Below are 22,361 nucleotides of genomic sequence, written 5' to 3'. Positions count from 1 at the left end.
TTTTTTGAGGGAATGGTGATCAGCTAATACAATCTATATAGTTAAACTGATCATTTCCTTTTTATTGTAAGGGATTTAGCAAATACATAACCTGTCAGTCCTAAAGATGCACTAATAACGTAGCATTTATAACTGTTTTCTTGAAAATAGTGTTCGAGTTCATTGGTTTCCTCGTATTCCCAAATCGGCCAAGCATATAATTTATAAGTGTCAAATAGTTTTCTATTCTCTACAAAAAACGATTTCAATTCTACTTCTTCTATATCGAATATAATACTTCCTGCCATTACATAACTGAAATTATGTGCTAAATAATTCCGAAAAGTAACAGTTACAGTTTCATCTACAACCGTTTGTATATCTAAAAGTAATTCATTTTCTAGAAAACTAACTGAGTAAGCAATTAAAACACCATCGTGAATAGATACCGTCATTCAAATCCCCCTATAAATGGCAACAATATCGTAAATTGTAGTGAGAGAAATACCTGTTAGCTTATGATATTTTCTATTAATTTGTTTACTGTGAAGAATTCTGTTTTTTAAATTTAAAGGTATATTTAAATAAATATACTAGCAACCGAATTAGTAAGATATAAATAAAGGTCTCGCAAAAACTTATACATAACACAAATACATAGCGTCCAAAATCTTCGGCTTCATTTACACTGAAGTCCTGCAATTGCCAATCAAAAAAAATATTGTAGTAACTCACCCAAAGAAAAATGGGTATCCATAAGCACCAATAATTCTTAGGCATACTGATCATATGACCTTTAACTAACATTGATTCACATCCATTTCTTTAGTAAATTCCCCTTTAACTCAATATAGCTAAGCTTTAAATATAGATTATTTTAGGTCTAATGCACATTCAAGAATTTCTTGATAAAGTTCATTCCAATCATGATAATATTCTATTACTTCTCTAGTATTAATCAGTATTCTTTCAGCAGACTCAAACTGTGCTTGAAAAGCATGCATTAGCTCAATGTCTATCCGGTAAAACACTTGATATCCTACCTTTGGATAGATACTACTTGTATCCCATTTTAGGTTTTCATGATGGTCCACAATAATATGACCTAAAAGAGTGGTACTTCCTGTTATATAGGCCTCTTCGTATGTCTCGCGCTTTAGACATTCTTCGGGACTCTCTTCAAGCTCAATATGGCCACCTGGAAAATCCCAGCCTCTATGATTTAACTTAACCAAAAGAAGCTTTTCTCCTTTAAAGCAGAAGCCATGAACGCTTGTTATCAAACTTCTTGGAGGAAGTTGTGAATCACGCTTCCAGGTTAATTTTACTTTTGAATCTCCCCAGCTCACATATTTAGATGTCAATTCTTCACTATCCTTTCAAAATAGTAGGGTAGCTAGCATCATTCTTTTTTATTTTTGGTATGTAACCTATCTAGGGCATGGAGTGAATGGGATTGTACTTAATACTTCCATAGCATGCGTATCGGTGGTATCGAATTCATATGTGATTCAGCTCCACACCACCTCAAAATGCCATTCCCTATCAAATGGGTTTGTTTGACCATTTCTCCAATACCTTTATAAATTCTCCTTGTCTCTTCTCCAAAACACACTATTCCACCTCTTCTGTCCCTAAAATATTCGTTACGGACTATCGTTTCACCTTCATTTTTGTTGTTAATATTTAGTAACCCGAATTACAATAAATAATTCTTTTTCTTAAAAATCCCCTTATATTATTACATTATCACTTTCTTTTTTTCATATTCTATATACATGGATGTCCTGGGGAGAGATGCATTTGATAAAAAAAAGCTTGGTTATATTAGTTGGAAGTGTTTTTATAGCATTAGGTATTAATCTATTTTTAATCCCATATAAAGTGCTAGATGGTGGAATTATCGGGATCGCACTCATTTTAAATTATCTCTGGGGTTTAAAGCCTGGATTAATGATTATATTATTTAGTATTCCGGTTTTTATTATTGCGTGGTTTAATTATCGGGAATATTTCTATAATAGTTTGCATGGGATGATTATCTCTTCTTTTTTGATAGATATTCTACAACCATTGGTAGGGTTTATATATATCGAGGCAATTTATAGCTCCATATTAGGTGGAGTTTTTGTTGGAGCAGGAATAGGTTTAATGCTACGGTTTAAGACCAGCACGGGGGGCACCGATTTAGTAGCTCAACTACTCAGTGTGAAAACGGGTGTGAATGTAGGTATACTGATTTTTATTATCGATTCGATTGTGGTGTTATGCGGTGGGCTATTATTATCTGTTGATACATTGCTTCTATCGATAATTACGATATTTTTTGTTGGTGTAACAACGAGTTTTATTACGAGGAAAGTTTCAACGATTTCATAATAAGAGCCGCTAAGGATATAATTCCTTTAGCGGCTTAATGTTATTTTATACGTAGTTCTGTTTCTTTATCAAAGAAATGTGCTTTACTCAGGTCAAATGCTAAGTCGATTGTGTCCCCTGCTGTAATATTGAAACGAGAGTCAATACGAGCGACAAAGCTTTGATTGTTCACTTGTGAATATAGAATGATTTCCGCACCCATTAGTTCCGCAACCTCCACAGATGCATTCACTTTTGTTTCCGGAGAGAAGTCTAGGAATACTTGCTCATCATTAATATCCTCTGGGCGTATACCAAGAATGATATCTTTCCCGTCATACCCACGCTCTTTAAGGATTTTCAGTCTGCCGTCAGGAACTAATAACTTTACATCATCCATGATGAAATAATTACCGATCAATTTACCATTCAAGAAGTTCATCGCTGGGGAACCGATAAATCCACCGACAAATACATTGTCTGGCTCATCATACACTTCTTTTGGCGCTCCCACTTGTTGAATGATCCCGTCCTTCATAACTACTAATCTTGTAGCCATTGTCATTGCTTCTGTTTGGTCATGGGTTACATAGATCGTAGTCGTTTGTAGACGGCTATGTAGTTTTTGGATTTCTGCACGCATTTGCACACGAAGCTTTGCATCTAAGTTAGATAACGGCTCATCCATTAAGAAAACTTCTGCATCACGAACGATTGCTCTACCAAGTGCTACACGCTGACGCTGACCACCAGAAAGAGCTTTTGGCTTACGATTCAATAGATTTTCTAATCCTAAAATCTTTGCAGCATTATCCACACGTTTTTTAATCTCATCTTTTTTAAATTTGCGAAGCTTCAACCCAAAAGCCATATTATTGTATACATCCATATGAGGGTAAAGTGCGTAGTTTTGGAATACCATTGCAATATTACGATCTTTCGGTGGCACATCATTTACGCGTTTGTCTCCAATATATAAATCACCAGAAGAAATTTCCTCTAATCCAGCAATCATACGTAATGTCGTTGATTTCCCACAACCAGATGGTCCAACTAGTACTAAGAATTCTTTATCTCTTATTTCTAAGTTGAAGTCTTCTACAGAAACTACTTTATTGTCGTATACCTTTTTAACATTTACTAATTTAAGTTCAGCCATTCTATTTCCCCCTTGAAATTGTAAGTGCTTTCATTAATAATAGAATACTATATTTCTAATTTTCAAGAAATGGGAATAGTGCACAAAGATGAACCAGATCTTTGTGTATATTTACTAACTATCATTTTCTTGCTAGCAATGCCAAGGATACAGTCATTGCATTATGAAATTGACGAATATCGATTCCCGTCTTATCAACGAAGCGATCTAATCGATATTGCAGGCTATTTCGGTGTAAATGGAGTACTTTTGCTGTTTCGGAAAGGTTCAAGTTACATTCGAAAAAAGTCTCGATCATTTTAATCGTTTCTTCATCATATATGTACTCATGTAATATAGTTTTAGAAATATCCAGTCTTAATCCTTCATCGGTCTGCTTTGTTAAGATAAAAGGTATAGCATCGACATAAGTCACTACCGATTTGTTCGTATACTGGAATACTTGGTTGGCCACATTGGTCAAGGATTTATAGTGAAGGGAAAGATCATTAACATCCTTTTTGTATGGTCCCACAAAGAAGTTAATTTTCACATAAAGGTCACTCATTAAAATATCGATTATCTGATCGTATGAAATGCTATCCTCATCCACCATTTGCTGCTCGATGATAAAACCTTCGTGTTCATTGTGCCAAAGAATGGAAACTTGCTTGTCAAAGAGCGCTTCTATGGCATCTTTAAACAAGATAGGTTCTACCTGATCTTTATTAAACGAAAAATATACGAAACGAAAAGGATTACTAGGTTTCCATTCCTTCTCTCCCTCTATTGGTTCGGTAGAGAAAATAAGTTTCCTCCACTTTCCCTCTACATCCGTTGGATTAGGGAATTTCACATTATAGGGGGATAGAAAAGCAGTTAATAATGAGATATCTTTGGAGGTTAGTTCGTCGTTACGGATACCAATTACTTCATGGTTGTCTGTTGTAAACCATTTGTAATCTATGCCTAATTCGTCGGAACTGTCCTTATATACTTGTAGTGTAGAGTAAATTTTTCTTAATTGATCGATCATTATATAAACCTTCTTTCGAAAGAATTACCTTTTTGGCAATCTACAGAAAAGTTTTGACTATTCTACTATTATTGTAGCTTATCATAAACCAACATGCTTTTAATTCTTAGGAAATACAATAAAACCTGTAGACAACTCATTTTTAGAGTGTCTACAGGTTTAGTTATGCTAGTCGTTTCTTTGCCTCTTCAATTTGTACTTTCACTTGCTCGAAACCAGTACCACCTAAAGAATTTCTTCTTCTAACAGCTGCTAGTGGTGATAGTACATCATAAATATCTGACTCTATCAAGCTACTTGCCTGTTGAAGATCTTCTAGCGGTAAATCGAGTAAGAAGTATCCACGTTGAATACATAGGAAAACTAGTTTTCCAGTTATTTCATGTGCTTCGCGGAATGGAAGTCCTTTTGCAGCTAAATAATCCGCTAGTTCCGTTGCATTGGAGAAATCCTTGTGAACAGTATCATGCAGTCGTTCTGTGTGAACTACCATTGTACGTACCATGCCTTCAAAAATTTTCAATGAACCAACGATTGTATGTACAGTATCGAACATGCCCTCTTTGTCTTCTTGCATATCTTTGTTGTATGCAAGTGGAAGACCCTTAATGACAGTTAATAACCCCATAAGATTGCCGTAAACTCTACCAGTTTTCCCACGGATTAACTCGGCCATATCTGGATTTTTCTTTTGAGGCATAATACTAGAGCCAGTTGAAAAAGAATCATCTAATTCGATAAAATTGAATTCAGCACTAGACCATAATATAATTTCTTCCGCAAAACGAGACAAATGGGCCATTAACATAGAAGAATTACTTAGAAATTCTAGGATAAAATCACGGTCACTCACAGCATCCATACTATTTTCATAAACATTTGCAAAACCAAGATATTCAGCAGCTACCTTACGATCAATTGGAAAAGTCGTCCCCGCAAGTGCACCTGCTCCAAGTGGTGAAATATCGATGCGCTTCACAGAATCTTTGAAACGATCCTTATCGCGTTCTAGCATCCAAAAATAAGCCATCAAATGGTGAGCAAATGAAATAGGTTGCGCACGCTGTAAATGCGTATATCCTGGTGCAAGGGTTTCTACATGTGTTTCTGCTTGTGTAACAAGTGTTTGTTGGAAAGTCTCGATTAACTCGATTATTTCAATTACTCTATTCTTCAAGAATAAATGCATATCAGTTGCCACTTGATCGTTACGGCTACGCCCAGTATGCAGTTTTCCACCTACTGGCCCGATTAAATCGATTAGCATTTTTTCTAAATTCAAGTGAATATCTTCATTGGCAACAGAAAACTCTAATTTGTTTTCAACTGCCAGTTTTTTGAGTTGGACGAGACCTCCTAAAATACTTTGGACATCATCACATGGTAGTATATTGCAGTCTCCTAACATTTGAACGTGTGCAATACTGCCATCTAAATCTTCATTCACTAATGTTTGATCGAATCCGATTGATGCTCCAAATTCATCGACCCATTGTTCGGCAGATTTTTGAAATCTGCCGCCCCATAGTTTAGTCATGCCTTCACCTTCTCTGCTCCCTTGTTCACCATAGCGTGAACTTTTGTTGGTAGTCCCCATAGCTCGATAAATCCTACAGCTGATGCATGATTAAACTCATCATCTTTTGTATATGTTGCTAACTTCTCATTGTATAGAGAATTTGGAGATTTACGTCCTTCTACAATTGCATGCCCTTTAAATAATTTAACACGCACTGTTCCGTTTACATATTGTTGCGTTTCTTTTAAGAATGCCTCTAAAGCAGTTCTAAGTGGTGAGAACCAAAGTCCTTCATAAATAAGTTCCGTCAACTTTTTCTCCATTACTGGTTTAAAATGAGCTAATTCTTTTACTAGAGTAATATCTTCTAATTCTTTATGCGCTAGAAGTAAGGTATGTGCGCCAGGAATTTCGTATACTTCACGTGACTTTATACCAACTAAACGGTTTTCTACATGATCTATACGACCGACACCATGTTTTCCAGCTATGTCATTTAGTTTTAAGATGAGTTCGTGTAATGGATATGCTTTTCCATCTATGGAAGTAGGAACTCCTTGTAAAAATTCAATTTCAATGACATCCGCAGTATCCGGTGCATTTTCTAGAGAAACAGTTAAATCATAGGCCTCTTCTGGTGGAGCAGCCCACGGATCTTCCAAAATGCCACATTCGTTTGCGCGACCCCATAGGTTTTGATCGATAGAAAATGGGCTGTCTAGGTTAATAGGAATTGGAATATTCTTTTCTTTTGCGTATGCAATTTCTTCTTCACGGCTCCAGCTCCACTCACGTACTGGCGCAATTACTTCTAAATCTGGATTCAATGCTTTAATAGAAACCTCGAAACGCACTTGGTCGTTTCCTTTACCTGTGCAACCATGTGCCACTGCTGTTGCTCCCGTTTGTTCCGCAATTTCTACTAATTTTTTAGAAATCAGTGGACGTGATAAAGCGGAAACTAATGGATATTTGTTTTCATACCATGTATGTGCTTGTAATGAAATTAATGCATATTCATTAGCAAATTCTTCTTTTGCATCGATCATATAACTTTCTATAGCCCCAACTTCTAATGCTTTATTTTTCACAAATGTCAGGTCTTTCCCTTCGCCAACATCCAAACAAACCGCTATAACGTCGTATCCTTCATCTTTTAACCATGTAATTGCGACTGATGTATCTAACCCGCCTGAATATGCTAAAACCACTTTTTTGTTCATTTTTATATTCCTCCATTGCATTTATATACATTGTTTTAGTATTAATATACATAATGTAACATGGAATTTGTATGAATACAACTAATAATTAATAAATATAAGTAATTATTCTTATTTTTGTATATTTATCGATTCTTCCTTTTTTTGTTTTTCTAGTTCAGAAATGAGTGTAAATTCAATCCCTCTTATAGCAAACTGGTTCTCTATCTCTCGAATAATATTTTGCAGTACGTTTAAGCGAGCATATAATTTGTCATCACCATGGACTATAAACCAAGGTGCATCTGTACAATTCGACTTATCAAACATATCTTCAGCTGCTTCTATATACTGATCAGATTTTTCCCGATTACGCCAGTCCTCGTCTGTTAGCTTCCACATTTTATAAGGATCGGTCTTGCGTTCTGTAAAACGTTTCAATTGCTCTTCCTCAGAGACATGTATCCAATGCTTAATAATAATGTAGTTATCATGCGTTAAGGTTTCTTCAAAATGATTTATTTCTTTATAAGCACGTTTCCATTCTTCTTTAGTTGCCAGTTCTTCTACTCGTTCAACTAATACTCTCCCATACCAGGAGCGATCGAAAATCCCTATTTGTCCATACTGTGGGAGTTTTCTCCAAAAGCGTTGCAAATAGTGATAACGGAGTTCATGTGGTTGAGGGGCGGAAATAGGATGAACGATGTATCCTCTAGGATCAAGACGCTGTGTTAAACGCTTAATAGCTCCCCCTTTCCCAGCAGCATCCATTCCTTCAAAAACAAGTATGAGACCAATCTTTTTCTCGAGAAGTGTCTTCTGTAAACTTAGCAAATGATATTGTAGCTTCTTTAGTTTCTTTTTGTAGTCCTTTTTAGAATGCTCAAATTGTGTCGCTTCTAAATTACTTAATGATTTTGGCAATAATATCCCTCCTTATTTACTTTTTGTATACCCAACTTTCTATTACATCCCTAAAAACTTAACTTTGTGTTTTTCAAAAATATTCCCCCTCGGTCTATATACGAAAGTCAGCATGAATAAATTCCACATAAGTATTTCCTTCTTAAAGGTAAAGCGCCCGTAGTTGAAGAAGAAAAGTGGCACTTCTTCAACAATAGCGTCCGATTGTTGTATAAAGGGTTTAAATTTTGTTAATAAGCTGTAGCTATAAACAAAAATTTAATGAAAATTATCGGATAGACGATAATAGTGATTAAAGCCAACCCCTTCCAACACCACTCTAGAGTATTTAGTAACTAATATACGAATTGAATTCCTTATTTGTTTCAATATTTATCCAATTACTATTCTCTGACTCGCGATTATTGAATAAGAGTTAAAGACGATTCTTCTACTAACCTGCCGCTTTAGTTCAATAAGAAAAATGAGCACCTAAGCACCTCGATGCTCTTCAAGTAAAGCACCCGTAGTTGAACAAGATGAAAAAGCCCTTGGGCTGATTGGTCACATAGCAAAATAAACAAAACAATGCTATGAATCTTAACCAGCCCAAAAGCTTTTATTATTCGTCACCGTATAATCAATCCATTGTAATGAAGAGCCCTATTCGGGGTTCAATTCACTTAATAATAAATCGGTATTTTTTATTTGTCTTTAAATTTCAGCGTATACAAAATAGAAACTTTATTCTACGATAAAATTCTAGGTAGTTTTATTTGAGAAATATTATTTCCTTTGTGTAGGGATTAAAAACTAACTGGATTTTTTTTGAACCTTTCATTGCAGTCATACGGTAGATTTCTTTACCAGTTTCTACTTGAGTAGAAGTTGTAGAATGACTGTCTATAACATCTACTTCCTCGTATCTTTGCTCTACTATTGCTTTTGCTTCTGCATAAGTATAACTCGGTTTGACAAATTCATATAACAAAGTGGTACACCCGATTCCAATAATGAACCAAATGATCATTTTAAAGAGTATCTCTTTATCTTTTTTTTCACCAAAAGCTAAAATCAAAATATAGCCACACGTTACTAAAAATAATGTTAGTATTGTTGGTAAAAAGTAGGAAAGGGAATTAATACGTTCGTATTCTTTCGTATCATAAAAAAAGTAGAACAGGCAGATACATGTCACTATGAAATAAAAGATAAATGCGATTAAGCTTTTCTTCTCGATTACATTTTCCCCTTTCCTTATTTTATCTTACTGTCATGGTTTCGGAACCATGGATTACCTCTTAATCCTTCAATATATCGATATTGTCGATAAGCTATATCCGCTACTGGAGAAACTCTACGACCATTATACAAATAAGCGTTTTGACAATAGAACTTAAATAACCTTTCCTTATTCAACTAAACTGTCGCGTTAGTTCAAAAAAAGCTTTACTCCTACTTGAAGTAAAGCAACCGTAAGTTTAATTGTTCAGATGTGCAGTGCCATATTCTACTAACCACTTATCAATAGCATCTTTTGAATAATAAACTTTATCAACAATTTTTATATAGGGAAGTACACTCGTGCTAGTAGGTGGTCCCCCAACAGGACCTAATTTTTTACTTTCCTCAACACTTAAACCTAAATACGATGCTAATTCTTCTTGTGTTAGTAATTTCTTTACCTCTTCTTTAACATCATTTTCTTCCTGAACAGTTTGACTTGGATAGACATCTTTGTTGGCATTAGCTACTAACCAACTGCCTATTACAATAGATATTGCTAAACTAAAAATAGAAATTGATATTAAATTATTTTTCACTTATATCCCCTCATATTTCCTTGAACATTCTGAATTCTATTTACACAAACCTACCACATTAGTTATAAAAAAGCACCACTTGAAAACTTGAAGTAAAGCACCCCTTGTGTTGAATAATTACATATATTAACTTATTCAACACAAGCGCAAAAAAACCTTTTTATTGAACTAACCTATGTACGTTACTTCAATCAGAAAACAGCTTTACTCCTTCCTGAAGTAAAGCACCCGTAGTTTAAGTGAAACACTTCACAATATTACAATTTAATAGGTGTTAACAGTCTTCGTGTGCTTGAAAATTATTAAGCACACGAAGACTGAGCGACATGTTTTATTAGTATCTTCCTTGTTGATAATATTCGGCGCCTTGGTTATCCACTAAAATACGCTCGCCTTTTCTCGTAAAGACGATGTCAAATCCATCTGCCGATAACCATAAAACTTTTCCATTATCTTTGTAGATAAGTCGAGGTTGTTGGAAATGTTTAAACACATTTTCCTTGCCAATCTCTTTTAAGTATAACTCGACGGCTGACTCTACTTTATTACGTGAACGAGAGCCACTCACAAGCAATTCTCCACCATCTATTGCCACAAACTGATTGTTATTATGACTATATCCACCGAAACCAAAAATTGCTTGCGCCTGCGCTATTTCAATATCAAAACGCTCGTATATATAAAAGGGTTGATTATAAACTGATTCATATATTTTGCCATCAACAATTTGGTAATACGTAACAACTTCGTTCCATTTTTCTCCTTCTTTATTCATCACCATAAATTTCATCCAAATGATACCGTCAAGCTCCAGTAGAAATTCTGCTGTCGAAAAATCCATACTTTCATACTTTTCAGATAACTCATCTACAGTACCTCCATATGCAGGGGATGCTACTAAATGTAGCGTTTCTGAATCCAGTGCATCAATTGCCTCGAAATACGTGTTAAAAAGTTCACCATGGTCCCCAAGTGCATTTTTTGTGGTAGCACTTAAAATCTCTGATTGGTTTGACCATAATGTAATTGCAAGAAGCAATGCAACGATTGAAACGATGCCTACCATTGCAAATATCGGAGTAGGCGTCCACTTTTTTCTCGGTTTAGCCATTTTCTGTGCAAGGTCCTTCGTCATCCAGGACTCTTCGCCAATCACTTCGTCAATACCCGTTTTCAATCGTTCCATCAAAGCCGTCCTCCTTAAGCACCAATTTAAGTTTTTTTCGCCCACGGGCAAGCCTTGTACGCACCGTAGCCGATGAACAATTTAGTAGCATACCAATTTCCTCTGACGAATAGTCTAAGTAATACGTAAGTACAATGACTTCACGATATTTCAGCGGTAATGAAAGAACGGCTTGTGCTAGTAAACGATTTTCTGATTTCGTCACGATATCTTGCTCAGGCGTTCGGCCAAATAAATGCTGAATTTTTTCGCCCATAGTCGTATTTTTATAATGCCAACTTCGCAAATAGTCGTAACTGCGATTGATCGTCATCCGATACAAATATGTACGATACGTGGCCTCTTCACGGAACAACGATTGCTTTTCAAATGCTTTTAGTAGCACATCTTGGACAATGTCTTCCGCAGCTTGCTTATTTTTCACATATGTATAAGCAAGTCTCAACAACTCATCACCATGATCATATATAAATTTTTCGAGTCGGGTCATATGGCAACTCCTTTTATTATTAAATGTTAGACGGAGCAAGAGGAATTTCTGCTTCAAAAATAAGTGAAAAGATCAAATGGGGTATACTTCGGAGATGTGGCGATATGTGAGTATTACTAAATGTGGAAGATGTATCGTAATATATGCAGTTTGATTCGAAATCTGCAATTCTACCTGTGATTCAATAACAGCTCATGTCATTTTAAATTATCTATTGGAGAATAACGTTATTTTATCAATCCTTCTGACAAGTAATTATTTGAAATTCTCATAGAACTATTATTATTAGATATTTAATTTTTTTCTCTTTCACTGATTTTTCCAATTGAACAAAACTTCCTTGTTAGTTTAAGTGAGCACTTTCACAAGCCTATATTTTTAACATAAATATCCAATAAAAATTTATATAGGGAAACCTCTTCTTCGCAGTCATTAACAATTATCAACCTCTTTCTTTAACAGAGCCTAAAAATAAAGGGATCGCAACTGCAATCCCTTTCTCACTATTCAATATTCTTATTGAAGTAAAATATTTAAGGTATTTGTACGTGCTCAAAGTGTTCGACTATAGGAAATGGCTCATAGTAAGGATGAAGTAATTTTCGCCACACTTGATATTCGGTTGATCCTCTAAAGTCTACAGTATGACTTTCTAAGGTTTCCCACCTTACTAGCAACAGATATTTCCCTTTCACCTCCATACAACGCTGTAATTCATGATTTATATACCCCTGCATAGTAGATATAATTTGAGATGCTTTGCGAAAGTCATCCTCATAGTTTTCTTCTTGTCCTGGTTTAACGTGAATCATTACAGCTTCTAATATCATGTGATCCCACCTTTTTTAATCTCATGTAATGCGTTCTATTTTCTTTAATAAACTACTTAAAGAAATTTGTGACATCGATTCTATTCGCTCATCAAAGTCCTCAAATTTCAAATTTTTCGTAACTGCATTTGGAACAATGATACAACGAATTCCTGCTTGCTTAGCCGCACTTAATCCATTTAAGGAATCTTCAAATACAACTGTTTCCTTTGAAGTTAAATCTAAATCTCTAAGTGTTTTGATGTATAATTCTGGATCTGGTTTAATATTTTTTACATCATCTTTAGTATTGATCACTTCAAAGTAATCTATTATGTTAAGTTGTTCCAAGTAGCTTTGAACCCACTGCTTTGAGGAGCTTGAAGCTAATGCTATCTTCAAGTTATATTGTTTGGCCTCCTCTAAATATTCTTTTACACCTTCTCTGAGCACTGGAGCTCTCATCATGCTTGTGTATCTTGCTGCTGCAAGCTCTTCTAACAATTCACATTCAACTGCATCACCTGCAATTTTTCGAAAGTAACTGTATAAAACATCATTTCCAGTGCCTATACATTCGGAATATCCTGCTAAATCTAAGTCTACTTGATAGCGCTCATAAAAAACCTCTCTGAATGCTTCATACCATATAGTTTCCGTATCCACTAGTAACCCATCAAAATCAAATATAACTGCTTTAATCATTTCCAATACTCCTATTCAATCAATTATTTTTTAAAAAAACTCGTAAAGTCCCCCATCAAAATAATCAAATTCTTCTTTTGATAATCTCAATAATGTATAACCTTTATAGAATGCATTTAACAATGACTTATCATATATAAAGGAGCGAATGGCAAGTGCCACATCATATCTGGGGTCGCCATAAGCTACTCCGGACAAATCTATAAACGTTTCGACAGAATTGTCTACGACTAAAACATTATCTATTGTACAATCTCCATGAATAAGCGTTTGAGGTATAGCTCTAGGTTTTTGTTCTAGGAGACTATCTAATAATTGCGGGTTTCCATCCACCTCATAGTGTTGTAAATTGTATGCAGCCTTTTTCAGTTGTATATCTAACCAACTTATCTGATGCTCCCATTCAGGTGGTAGAGAAGTTTCATGCAATTTTTTTAACTTTTCACCAAAGCTTTGAATGAGTTTCACTTGTTCCTCATTTGTTTTAACAGCTAACAATGCCTCTCTTAAAGGAACCCCTTCTTCCATACTCATGAGCAGGTAACTATTATCCTCTTCTTCCATATAATCGTAAAAAGTTGGTATAGGTAAGGAAGTATCAGTATTCAGTTCTTTCATAGCTTTCGCTTCCTCTAATAACCATGTCTTATACTGTGGTAAAGAGGAGCGTTTACAAACATATTTCCCTTGATCGGTATGAAGAAAAACTACTTCAGAAGTTGCTCCCTGCCTTGCTGGATAAGAAACATTTTGAATATTGCCGATGATTGTCTCAAATTGCTTGGGCAATGCTTTATGTATATACTCTTTCAATTTTTGCACCTCTTTTAAACTATTTCTTTTATATGGATATTCTTCATCCGCACCACATAATCCTTTTATATACAAATATTATGTAATAATTAGTTGTACATACAACTTAAAATGTCTACCCAAAAAGTTGAATTGCGACAATAATCATGTTAAAAGTTATATAAATTGTGACATTATTGTGAAATGTATGTTACATTCCGTGTTCCGACAATATTTGCAAATTCTATATTATACAATAAGCAGGTTGCTACATTACCTACTAGATATACACTCATGAAATGAAGCTAAATATACATTACGGAGGAAGAATTATTGTGAACAGTCATTTGCAACAAAAATTATTATTGCTACGAATTGAACAAAAGAAACAGGATATGTATAGAAAGGCAAAGAGTCTTGGATTTACTCATCCTATTGTTGTTACTTGCAGTCAAGAACTTGATGAACTACTAAATAGATACCAACGTAAAGTTTCTTGAATTGTATTATTTAGGTACCTAACTTAGTTATTTTTGATGCGATGAAACACACCGCAGCACGAAATGAAAAACCGATTTCTCCTTTTTAAGTGGGAAATCGGTTTTTTTTTGTTATTTTTTGGTGAAATATTTTTTCCCTACTGTTTCGACAATGGACGGTGCTAAAGCGTACAGTTTACTGGTGAAACTCATGTAAGAGGGAAGATCCACCTCTCTTACAGGTTTTTCAATTACTCGTTCAATAGAAGATACTACCTTGTCCGGAGCTAGAAGGTGTTTTCTCATGCTATTTCTATAATTACCCGTTTTATCTGCTAAATCGAGAAAGGGCGTATCTATAGGTCCAGGATTAATAGTCGTAACTACCACACCAAATTCCTTCAGTTCCATGCGGATAGCATTTGCAAATCCGATTATAGCATGTTTAGATGCCGCATACACAGATGCTTTAGGAGTTGCTACTTTACCTGCTTGAGATGCAACAAATATAAAGTGTCCACTCCCTCGAAGTTTCATCTTTTCTGCAAAGTATTTTGTTAACTTCATAGGAGCCAATACATTTACCTGCAACATTTTTTCCATTTCTCGTTCATCCATATCCAATAAATATGAAAAAGTACCAATACCAGCACAGTGAATTATGGTGTCGGGGGTCCCCACATCTTGAAAGAGCGAGTCAAATGATTGGTCAACCGTTAAGTCCGCTTCAATTGTATGAATTCCATTTTCAGCTAGATTTTTTAACACGCTGGAATTTCTTCCAGTAGCCCATACTTCATGTCCAGCTTCGTGTAGATTATTAGCTAGCATTAGTCCAACTCCACTTGTAGCACCAGTTATTAAGATTTTTTTAGCTTTGTTCATATAGCAAAATTCCTTTATCGTTTCGGTTAACAGTTATAAGTTTTTCCTCGATTAAATAATCTATTTGTCCAATCGTCTCGGAAAGCGTTAAACCCAGTTCTTTTTCATATACCTTAGGAAAAAGTTGTTTCGTCAATTCAAAAATGGTTTTTTCACCAGCACTCATCATATCTAGTACTTTAAGTGCTCGTTCTTTTTGTTTTTCGAGTCTATATGCTACAAGCTCCTGAATATTATATACTTCGTTACCATGACCGCTATATACCTTTTCGATTGGTAGCTGTTGAATTTTTTTCAGCGAGGCATTATATTGTAACATCGATTTTGGACGCTCATCATTTGCATTTAATGGTGGCTCAATTAAAGGATTAGACGAAATTTTCTCGAGAATAAGATCTCCACCTATAAGCACTTTTGTACGTTCAGACCAAAATGCTAAATGACTCTGAGCATGGCCTAACGTTTCCAGCACTTCAATATCTGGATGTCCGGGCAAAATATCTCCCTCATACAAATATGTATCAATTGAACGGCTTCCTAAGAGATTTAATGGCCTCCTCATCTTCTCGACCCATTTAAAATATTCCTCTGGAACTCCTTCTTCTTTTAAGCATTGTAGATAAAAATGATCATGATATTGTAAAAATTCTTCATCTCTCGTCATCCATACTTGGTTGTATTCATGACCTAAAATAGTTGCTTTTTCAAAAGCATCTGTCCATCCCGCATGATCCGGGTGATGATGTGTTAAAACAACCTGTTCAATATCGGCCAGTTCATAGCCTGCCTCTTTAATCCCATGTGTTAATGCTATTAATGCTTCTTCTGTTTTTGGTCCAGCGTCAATTAGGGTTAAAACATCCCCTTTAACTAAATATGCGTTTACATCCCCTACCGCAAAAGGTGTAGGAATTATTATTTTATGTATCATCAGAATTCTCCTTAATGAATAGTCATTCATTACATTGTACCTTTATTTGTACAAGTCGTCACGAAAATATGGTTGACTTTGTAAGAGAAGATGCATATAATTTCATTAATTCAGAATATAAAAGCTAAGATGAAGATTAGTACATATATGATGGAGTTAAGAGAGTGAAATGTCTGCTGAAAATTTCACCTCCCGCTCGTATATAGAACCTACTTCGGAGCTACTATGTAAACATGGTCGTACCTTCTCGATACGAAGGATTAAGTTGTGCTGAGTATTTTACAGCAAATTTAGGTGGTACCGCGGAAAACAAGTGTTTTCGTCCTTATTATATATGGGACGAGAGCGCTTTTTTATTTTGCCTATTGCGTAACATTCAAAGGAAAACAGGTTCTACAAAAGGGAGGAAATTATATGACGAAGATTGTATTTGTTGGTGCGGGGGCAATGGCAGAAGCCATTATAAATGGTTTAACAAAAAGTAATAAAATTTCACCGACATCCATTCACGTCACGAATAAATCAGATGTAAACCAACTTAACTATTTAAAACAGACGTACAATGTACAGATCTTATGTGAACAGAAAGAAGCGTTAACTAAAGCTAATATTGTTTTTTTAGCGATGAAACCAAAAGATGCCCAGGAGGCATTAACTAGTCTGGCGCCATATCTCAACAAAGATGCAACGATTATTTCAGTTATTGCTGGGATTAATATTCAAACCATTATAAATGCTTTAGGTAATAGACCAGTTGCACGAGTTATGCCTAATACTTCAGCAGCAGTTGGAATGAGTGCATCTGCTTTATGCTGGAACGAGCTTATAACGGATGAATCTAAATTACTAATAATCGATTTGTTAGAGTCTATTGGTTCGGTAAAAGTCGTAGAAGAGGACGATTTACATGTTGTCACTGCACTTTCTGGTAGTGGTCCAGCTTACTTCTATTACTTTGCTGAACAGTTTGAGTCTGCTGCTGTTCAGCATGGCTTAGATTCAGGCGATGCTCGTCAATTATTTATACAAACAATGGAAGGTGCTGCACAAATGCTCAAAAAAGGTGATGTAGAACCAAGTGAACTACGCAGAAGAGTGACAAGTCCAGGTGGAACGACAGAAGCTGGTCTGGAACAGCTAATGGAGCACAAAGTGAGTGAAGCTATATTTGCTTGTATCCATGCTGCAGAAAACAGATCTCGAGAGATCGGGAAAATATTCGAAACGTAATATACAGGTATAAAGGATGTCGATAACATGGATAATTCATATTTTGTTGGTTGGGGTACTTTAGCTTTTATCAATGCAGGTATTGCCCAAGGTAAAAATAGAAGTGGACTAAACTGGTTCATCTTGTCCTTAATAATTGGACCTATCGCTACAGTAAGTTTAGTTATAATAGAGAAAAAAAGAGATCCTAGTGAATAATTCACATTCGGATTCTCTTTTATTATTTGCATTTAGTTAATAAACCATTTACGAAACTATATTCAGCAAGGTCTTCAGCAATATAGATTGGAAAAGGATAATGTTTCACTTGAGTAAGCATATTGCTTAAGTCAGAGGACAGGAATCTTGCACTAATATGATTTACGACTAAATTTTTAGCGTACGCATTCTGACAAACCTCTGCAGCATCAACTATCGTGGAATGACCATAAAGCCTTGCAAGCTCAGCGGTTTCAATGTCGAAAGTTCCTTCATGAACGACAATGTCTGCTTTCTCACTTAACTGTATCGAGTTTTCACAATACTTTGTGTCTCCTAATATTGTGACTTTAAAACCTTCTCTTACTTCTCCTGTTACTTCCTCACTTTTGACTATAGTCCCATTGGAAAGTACTACATCATTTCCCTCTTTTAATTGTCTTAACAATGGACCTCTTGGAACTCCCAAAGCATCTGTTTTCTCTATATAAAGCTCTGGAGCAAGCGCTTTTTGTTTAACAGAATACCCATAGCAAGGCATTACATGTTCGAGTAGTTTAGCTTCTACAATAAATTGCTCGTCTTCGAAAACAGTACCCTCTTCTATTTCAATTATGGTAAGCGGATACTTTACATGCGTTTTAGATACAGCAAGCGTTACGTCAATCCAATTCTTTAACCCTGTAGGTCCATAGATTGTAAGTGGCTCGTCGCCACCCAAAAAAGAACGAGATCCAAGCAAACCAGGAAGCCCATATATATGATCTCCATGTAAATGTGTAATAAATAATTTTTCGAGTTTACGAGGTTTTAGTGTCGTATGCAAAATTTGGTGCTGAGTGGCTTCTCCACAATCGAACATCCAAAAAGTACCTCTCTCCTCTAGTAGTTTCAAAACAGTAGATGTCGTATTACGCTGTTTTGACGGCATTCCTGCTCCAGTTCCTAAAAATAATAATTGCATATTTGCTCACTTCCTTAACTATTTTGGACATATTCTAAATTATAGATTATAGATTTATTTTGTTGTGAAAACATCTTAAAATTGACCATTTTTAAGTTTTACTTGTCTACTATAAATGATTAGATTTACTTACGACTAATATTAGATGTACAGGATCATTAAGTAATTTATATAGTTAGTCTACCTCTAAATTGCATGTATGTAAAAAGCAAAACTGCAAACAATAACTAAACAACTAAAAGGGGCGTCCAAAGCTTATGAAATTAGAGACATTGATAAAGCCATTAGGCATTCACATAAGTCAAGAAGACGAGTCCGTTGAAATACAAGGCTTGGCTTTTAATTCTTCTGAAGTAGAGAAAAATTTTATATTTGTTGCGATACCGGGAGCTCAGACAGATGGACATATGTATATCGAAGATGCAATTTTAAATGGGGCATGTGTAGTCATTGGCGAAGAAAATCTTACCTCAGTTGGAGTTCCCTATATTCGAGTGCCCGATGCACGGAAAACACTCGGATTAGTAGCTCAAATCTTTTATGGTAATCCAACTCAACATAAAATTATGATTGGAATTACTGGTACAAATGGAAAAACAACTACATCCTTTATGCTTAAACATATTTTGGAATCAGTAGGAATATCATGTGCATTATTCGGTAGTGTTTCGACAATTATAAATGGAGTTGAACAGGAGTCCTACCACACAACTACGGATGCAGTTACCCTAAACAAGCTATTAGCTACTTGTCATGACCGAGTTGTCATTATGGAAGTTTCCTCCCACGGTTTGGTCCAATCTCGCGTCGAGGGTCTTCGATTTGATGTTTGTATTTTTACGAATTTAGAACATGAGCATTTAGACTATCATAAAACAATGGAATCCTATTTCGAAGCGAAGCAATCTCTATTTGAATATTTAAAACCAAACGGAATTGCTGTTATTAATTCTAATACTTCCTGGGGTGAACGTCTTTGTGCTTTCGTAAACACTTTAAACAAAGAAGTTATCAAAATAAATGGGACAAATCCCACATACATGGTGAATGACGAAGAACTGATATCCCTTGACGCTCCAATACAGTCATATTCGCTTAAGAGTCGGATGAAAGGTAAACATAACTTAGAAAATGCTTCGCTTGCTTTTTCAACTGCAATCTCGCTAAATATAGACCCGTTAAATATTGAGCGTGCGTTAGAAAGTTTTGGTGGAGTACCTGGTAGATTTGAGCTATTTGAACATCCAGCTGGGGCAACATGCATTGTAGATTATGCCCACACAACAAATGCCTTTTCTCATATCTTAGAAGCTGCTCGTTTATATAACCCCCAAAGAATTATACATATTTTTGGGTTTAGGGGAGATAGAGACGTACAAAAAAGAAAAAGTATGGTAGAAGTCTCTTTGGAGAAATCTGAAACATGTATTTTAACTTTTGATGATTTGAATGGAGTACCTTCAGAACAGATGATTCGAGATTTGAACGAATTAGATCCGATGAATAGATGTATTATTATTCCCGATCGTACTTTAGCAATACAGTATGCTTGGGAAAAAGCTCAAAATAATGACCTTATCGTAATTACCGGGAAAGGCATTGAAAATTATCAGAATAGCTTCAGCTTACCTACTGCTTCAGACATTCACACCTTGCATTATTTGAACGATTCATTGGCTATTCAAAATGAGCATTATCAATCATTATGATCATCTAAGAAGTCTTTGCTGAAACTTGTTTTAGATTCCAGTGAAGGCTTCTTTTTTACTTTCATTCCACGCTTAATACTATCTTCCCCAAACTTACCTTGCAGTTGCTCCACAAGTTTTAAAATTGGCTCTTCTTTAGCATGTTCTTCAAAGTTAAAAATAGAAAGCTGCTCTACAGATTCTCCCTTATCGTATACATTGTTTACAGTAACTCCTAGTAGACGAATAGGATCTCCATTCCAAGAAGCATTGAATAGTTCTAATGCCAATTGGTATATTTCTTGTTCCTTGTATAAGCGACTAGTTAATGTCTTACTTTTCGTTTTGTTTTTCCAATTAGCATCCCGTATATGTATTGTAATAGAACGTCCAGCTAGATTTTTGGCATCAAGTCTCGCAGCCACTTTTTTCGATAATCGTACAAATACCTTCTCCAGTTCTTCTATATTCGATTCATCATAAGGTAATGTTGTTGAATTCCCTACACTCTTCGTATCATATATAGATTCAGGATCTACTGCCCTGTTATCAATACCATTTGCACGATTTAGTAGTCGAACACCATTTTTTCCGAGTTTTTCTTTTAGTAAATTAGGATTTGCATTAGCTAAATCTCCGATCGATTTAATACCAATCGATTCTAATTTTCTAGCAGTACTCTCCCCTATTCCATGCATATCTATTACCGGTAGGGGCCATAGGATTTCATTTACCTGTCTTTTTCGCAAAACAGTTATACCCATCGGTTTTTTTATATTGGATGCAGTTTTAGCAAGAAATTTGTTAGGAGCAATTCCGATTGAACTAGGTAAATCCAGTTCACGTAATATGCGATCCTGAATAGATTTGGCAAAGCCGATTGCATCATTGTTCATATCCAATTCTGTTACATCCATATACCCTTCATCGATTGATACTGGTTCTACTAAGTGTGTGTAGGATCTTAATATCTCGAACATGGCTTTTGAAGCGATTCGGTAAATTTCAAAATTAGGAGGTAACAAAATTAGTTCTGGACATTTTCGTTTTGCCTCCCAAACGGACATTGTAGTATATACACCTTTTGCCCTTGCCTCATAGGAGCATGTAACAAGTATGCCACGTCTTTCTTTAGGATTACCAGCTATAGCAATAGCCTTTCCTTTTAAAGAGGGGTCATGTGCTTGCTCAACAGAAGCATAAAAGCTATTCATATCTAGGTGAAAGATAATTCTATGTTTTCCGGACAAGTTAGCACCCCTCCTTCCTTTTTTCTTGCATTAATGAATAAATTTCATTGCTGAACTTTAAATAAATTCTTCATTTGCTCTACACACCAGATTTAAGTATAGAAACTAATATACTCTTTAAGGAATGAAGTGTAGAGCGCCGACTTCGGCGGGAAAGCGTCCGTCCGAAACGAAAATTAGAAGTTAGAGGACTCTTCAATCCTCAAAACCCTTAAAACACTGGATTAAATTTTACACTTATACTCTCAAAAAAGGTAGCTATATAAGCTACCTCCCCGAATACAGCATGAAATTATTTAGTAACTGTTACTTCTTTTTTTACTTCTTCTACATACGTTTGAATATCATTAAAACCTTCTAAGGAGCTTACCAAAATAGAAGCATCCACGATTGTAATCATTCGATTCTCTAAGTTAGCAACTGCTGTGAAATAACGTGTTTTCGTATAATTCACCAAACCAATTTGCTTTAGATTTTCTTGCTCAATATCTAAAATCTCTTTCGCTTCTTTCACAAGAAGTCCAACCGTCATATTTTCAGTATGCATCGTAACTACTCTTGCTAGTTCCTGATCGACACCACTGCGATTATACAAAATTTGTTCAAAATCAATAATCGGCACTAGCTCTCCACGAATCTTCATCAAACCTATTAAATAATTTGGTAAGTGTGGAATCGGGTTTACCTGTTCTAACTTTTCAATGGAAACTACATGTTCTATGGATACTGCATAATCTTCATTTCCACATTGAAATACTACTACCTTTTCATTGCTCAACGAAGTCACCTCCTA

Annotated in this window: 24 protein-coding genes and 1 other annotated feature; of the genes, 5 read left to right on the top strand and 19 right to left on the bottom strand. The window is 35.4% G+C overall.

Annotated elements, in window-relative coordinates; genetic code table 11:
- Nucleotides 1-50: 50 nt before the first annotated feature.
- Together BM260_RS00910 and BM260_RS00900 are read right to left on the bottom strand one after the other, a co-directional pair.
- Nucleotides 51-434: a hypothetical protein gene (locus tag BM260_RS00910; protein WP_093534097.1), complete on the bottom strand. Its 384-nt coding sequence runs from the start codon at nt 432-434 to the stop codon at nt 51-53.
- Between the two features lie 417 nt (nt 435-851).
- Nucleotides 852-1,343 (bottom strand): NUDIX hydrolase, encoded by a 492-nt coding sequence (locus BM260_RS00900; RefSeq protein WP_093534093.1) that lies wholly within the window; start codon nt 1,341-1,343, stop codon nt 852-854.
- A gap of 433 nt (nt 1,344-1,776) precedes the next feature.
- On the opposite strand from BM260_RS00900, the gene BM260_RS00895 reads away from it, so the two are divergent.
- The gene (locus BM260_RS00895; protein WP_093534091.1) at nt 1,777-2,358 is read left to right on the top strand and encodes a YitT family protein; all 582 of its coding nucleotides are present in this window, start codon (nt 1,777-1,779) and stop codon (nt 2,356-2,358) included.
- A 40-nt stretch (nt 2,359-2,398) separates the two neighbouring features.
- Here BM260_RS00895 and BM260_RS00890 read toward each other — a convergent pair whose 3' ends face one another.
- The 12 genes from BM260_RS00890 to BM260_RS00835 form a co-directional block, all read right to left on the bottom strand.
- Complete coding sequence (locus BM260_RS00890; protein WP_093534089.1) at nt 2,399-3,496, bottom strand: ABC transporter ATP-binding protein; 1,098 nt, start codon at nt 3,494-3,496, stop codon at nt 2,399-2,401.
- Nucleotides 3,497-3,617: 121 nt separating this feature from the next.
- Nucleotides 3,618-4,511 carry a PucR family transcriptional regulator gene (locus tag BM260_RS00885; RefSeq protein WP_093534087.1) on the bottom strand — a complete coding sequence of 298 codons (894 nt, stop codon included), beginning with the start codon at nt 4,509-4,511 and terminating at the stop codon, nt 3,618-3,620.
- 163 nt (nt 4,512-4,674) lie between these two features.
- The gene (gene argH / locus BM260_RS00880) at nt 4,675-6,048 is read right to left on the bottom strand and encodes an argininosuccinate lyase (RefSeq protein WP_093534085.1); all 1,374 of its coding nucleotides are present in this window, start codon (nt 6,046-6,048) and stop codon (nt 4,675-4,677) included.
- Nucleotides 6,045-7,253, bottom strand: coding sequence for an argininosuccinate synthase (locus BM260_RS00875; RefSeq protein WP_093534083.1), 1,209 nt, complete (start codon nt 7,251-7,253; stop codon nt 6,045-6,047). The genes argH and BM260_RS00875 overlap by 4 nt, the downstream gene beginning before the upstream one ends.
- Before the next feature lie 111 nt (nt 7,254-7,364).
- On the bottom strand, nt 7,365-8,159 hold the full coding sequence (locus BM260_RS00870) for a polyphosphate kinase 2 family protein (RefSeq protein WP_093534081.1): 795 nt from the start codon (nt 8,157-8,159) through the stop codon (nt 7,365-7,367).
- Between the two features lie 751 nt (nt 8,160-8,910).
- Nucleotides 8,911-9,336 carry a hypothetical protein gene (locus tag BM260_RS00865; protein WP_139219885.1) on the bottom strand — a complete coding sequence of 142 codons (426 nt, stop codon included), beginning with the start codon at nt 9,334-9,336 and terminating at the stop codon, nt 8,911-8,913.
- A 283-nt stretch (nt 9,337-9,619) separates the two neighbouring features.
- Nucleotides 9,620-9,961 (bottom strand): MerR family transcriptional regulator, encoded by a 342-nt coding sequence (locus tag BM260_RS00860; protein ID WP_093534077.1) that lies wholly within the window; start codon nt 9,959-9,961, stop codon nt 9,620-9,622.
- Nucleotides 9,962-10,295: 334 nt separating this feature from the next.
- A complete protein-coding gene (locus BM260_RS00855) occupies nt 10,296-11,147 on the bottom strand; it encodes a hypothetical protein (protein ID WP_093534075.1) in 852 nt (283 codons plus the stop codon).
- Nucleotides 11,122-11,637 (bottom strand): sigma-70 family RNA polymerase sigma factor, encoded by a 516-nt coding sequence (locus BM260_RS00850; RefSeq protein WP_093534073.1) that lies wholly within the window; start codon nt 11,635-11,637, stop codon nt 11,122-11,124. The genes BM260_RS00855 and BM260_RS00850 overlap by 26 nt, the downstream gene beginning before the upstream one ends.
- Before the next feature lie 533 nt (nt 11,638-12,170).
- Nucleotides 12,171-12,467 (bottom strand): antibiotic biosynthesis monooxygenase family protein, encoded by a 297-nt coding sequence (locus BM260_RS00845; protein ID WP_093534071.1) that lies wholly within the window; start codon nt 12,465-12,467, stop codon nt 12,171-12,173.
- 21 nt (nt 12,468-12,488) lie between these two features.
- Nucleotides 12,489-13,151, bottom strand: a complete 663-nt coding sequence (locus tag BM260_RS00840) for an HAD family hydrolase (protein WP_093534069.1) — start codon at nt 13,149-13,151, stop codon at nt 12,489-12,491.
- Between the two features lie 30 nt (nt 13,152-13,181).
- Nucleotides 13,182-13,964: an aminoglycoside phosphotransferase family protein gene (locus BM260_RS00835; protein WP_175496147.1), complete on the bottom strand. Its 783-nt coding sequence runs from the start codon at nt 13,962-13,964 to the stop codon at nt 13,182-13,184.
- Between the two features lie 278 nt (nt 13,965-14,242).
- Between BM260_RS00835 and BM260_RS00830 the strand changes: the two genes are divergently transcribed.
- Nucleotides 14,243-14,443: an aspartyl-phosphate phosphatase Spo0E family protein gene (locus BM260_RS00830; protein ID WP_175496146.1), complete on the top strand. Its 201-nt coding sequence runs from the start codon at nt 14,243-14,245 to the stop codon at nt 14,441-14,443.
- Between the two features lie 111 nt (nt 14,444-14,554).
- On the opposite strand, the gene BM260_RS00825 is transcribed toward BM260_RS00830, so the two are convergent.
- Nucleotides 14,555-15,307 (bottom strand): SDR family NAD(P)-dependent oxidoreductase, encoded by a 753-nt coding sequence (locus BM260_RS00825; RefSeq protein WP_093534065.1) that lies wholly within the window; start codon nt 15,305-15,307, stop codon nt 14,555-14,557.
- Nucleotides 15,294-16,238 carry an MBL fold metallo-hydrolase gene (locus BM260_RS00820; protein ID WP_175496145.1) on the bottom strand — a complete coding sequence of 315 codons (945 nt, stop codon included), beginning with the start codon at nt 16,236-16,238 and terminating at the stop codon, nt 15,294-15,296. The genes BM260_RS00825 and BM260_RS00820 overlap by 14 nt, the downstream gene beginning before the upstream one ends.
- Before the next feature lie 117 nt (nt 16,239-16,355).
- Nucleotides 16,356-16,568 (top strand) — a binding site (T-box leader).
- 84 nt (nt 16,569-16,652) lie between these two features.
- Between BM260_RS00820 and proC the strand changes: the two genes are divergently transcribed.
- Together proC and BM260_RS18300 are read left to right on the top strand one after the other, a co-directional pair.
- The gene (gene proC, locus BM260_RS00815; protein WP_093534063.1) at nt 16,653-17,468 is read left to right on the top strand and encodes a pyrroline-5-carboxylate reductase; all 816 of its coding nucleotides are present in this window, start codon (nt 16,653-16,655) and stop codon (nt 17,466-17,468) included.
- A 27-nt stretch (nt 17,469-17,495) separates the two neighbouring features.
- The gene (locus BM260_RS18300; protein WP_175496144.1) at nt 17,496-17,666 is read left to right on the top strand and encodes a hypothetical protein; all 171 of its coding nucleotides are present in this window, start codon (nt 17,496-17,498) and stop codon (nt 17,664-17,666) included.
- 22 nt (nt 17,667-17,688) lie between these two features.
- Here BM260_RS18300 and rnz read toward each other — a convergent pair whose 3' ends face one another.
- A complete protein-coding gene (gene rnz, locus BM260_RS00810) occupies nt 17,689-18,630 on the bottom strand; it encodes a ribonuclease Z (RefSeq protein WP_093534061.1) in 942 nt (313 codons plus the stop codon).
- A gap of 257 nt (nt 18,631-18,887) precedes the next feature.
- On the opposite strand from rnz, the gene BM260_RS00805 reads away from it, so the two are divergent.
- On the top strand, nt 18,888-20,339 hold the full coding sequence (locus BM260_RS00805) for a UDP-N-acetylmuramoyl-L-alanyl-D-glutamate--2,6-diaminopimelate ligase (protein ID WP_093534059.1): 1,452 nt from the start codon (nt 18,888-18,890) through the stop codon (nt 20,337-20,339).
- Here BM260_RS00805 and BM260_RS00800 read toward each other — a convergent pair.
- Both BM260_RS00800 and BM260_RS00795 read right to left on the bottom strand, forming a co-directional pair.
- Nucleotides 20,327-21,568 (bottom strand): DNA polymerase IV, encoded by a 1,242-nt coding sequence (locus tag BM260_RS00800; RefSeq protein ID WP_093534057.1) that lies wholly within the window; start codon nt 21,566-21,568, stop codon nt 20,327-20,329. The genes BM260_RS00805 and BM260_RS00800 overlap by 13 nt on opposite strands.
- A 292-nt stretch (nt 21,569-21,860) precedes the next feature.
- Entirely contained in the window at nt 21,861-22,346 is a 486-nt protein-coding gene (locus BM260_RS00795) for a chemotaxis protein CheW (protein ID WP_093534055.1), read from the bottom strand.
- Nucleotides 22,347-22,361 lie beyond the last annotated feature (15 nt).

The sequence above is a fragment of the Psychrobacillus psychrotolerans genome (assembly GCF_900115805.1).
GTDB lineage: Bacteria > Bacillota > Bacilli > Bacillales_A > Planococcaceae > Psychrobacillus > Psychrobacillus psychrotolerans.
Note: the sequence above shows the minus strand (reverse complement) of the source record. Positions and strands in the feature narration are given on the sequence as shown.

Coding starts and splice junctions, on each gene's coding strand:
- BM260_RS00910 (WP_093534097.1), bottom strand. CDS start 434: ATGACGGTATCTATTCACGATGGTGTTTTAATTGCTTACTCAGTTAGT.
- BM260_RS00895 (WP_093534091.1), top strand. CDS start 1,777: ATGCATTTGATAAAAAAAAGCTTGGTTATATTAGTTGGAAGTGTTTTT.
- BM260_RS00890 (WP_093534089.1), bottom strand. CDS start 3,496: ATGGCTGAACTTAAATTAGTAAATGTTAAAAAGGTATACGACAATAAA.
- BM260_RS00885 (WP_093534087.1), bottom strand. CDS start 4,511: ATGATCGATCAATTAAGAAAAATTTACTCTACACTACAAGTATATAAG.
- argH (WP_093534085.1), bottom strand. CDS start 6,048: ATGACTAAACTATGGGGCGGCAGATTTCAAAAATCTGCCGAACAATGG.
- BM260_RS00875 (WP_093534083.1), bottom strand. CDS start 7,253: ATGAACAAAAAAGTGGTTTTAGCATATTCAGGCGGGTTAGATACATCA.
- BM260_RS00855 (WP_093534075.1), bottom strand. CDS start 11,147: ATGGAACGATTGAAAACGGGTATTGACGAAGTGATTGGCGAAGAGTCC.
- BM260_RS00850 (WP_093534073.1), bottom strand. CDS start 11,637: ATGACCCGACTCGAAAAATTTATATATGATCATGGTGATGAGTTGTTG.
- BM260_RS00845 (WP_093534071.1), bottom strand. CDS start 12,467: ATGATATTAGAAGCTGTAATGATTCACGTTAAACCAGGACAAGAAGAA.
- BM260_RS00840 (WP_093534069.1), bottom strand. CDS start 13,151: ATGATTAAAGCAGTTATATTTGATTTTGATGGGTTACTAGTGGATACG.
- BM260_RS00830 (WP_175496146.1), top strand. CDS start 14,243: ATGAAGCTAAATATACATTACGGAGGAAGAATTATTGTGAACAGTCAT.
- BM260_RS00825 (WP_093534065.1), bottom strand. CDS start 15,307: ATGAACAAAGCTAAAAAAATCTTAATAACTGGTGCTACAAGTGGAGTT.
- BM260_RS00820 (WP_175496145.1), bottom strand. CDS start 16,238: ATGATACATAAAATAATAATTCCTACACCTTTTGCGGTAGGGGATGTA.
- proC (WP_093534063.1), top strand. CDS start 16,653: ATGACGAAGATTGTATTTGTTGGTGCGGGGGCAATGGCAGAAGCCATT.
- BM260_RS18300 (WP_175496144.1), top strand. CDS start 17,496: ATGGATAATTCATATTTTGTTGGTTGGGGTACTTTAGCTTTTATCAAT.
- rnz (WP_093534061.1), bottom strand. CDS start 18,630: ATGCAATTATTATTTTTAGGAACTGGAGCAGGAATGCCGTCAAAACAG.
- BM260_RS00805 (WP_093534059.1), top strand. CDS start 18,888: ATGAAATTAGAGACATTGATAAAGCCATTAGGCATTCACATAAGTCAA.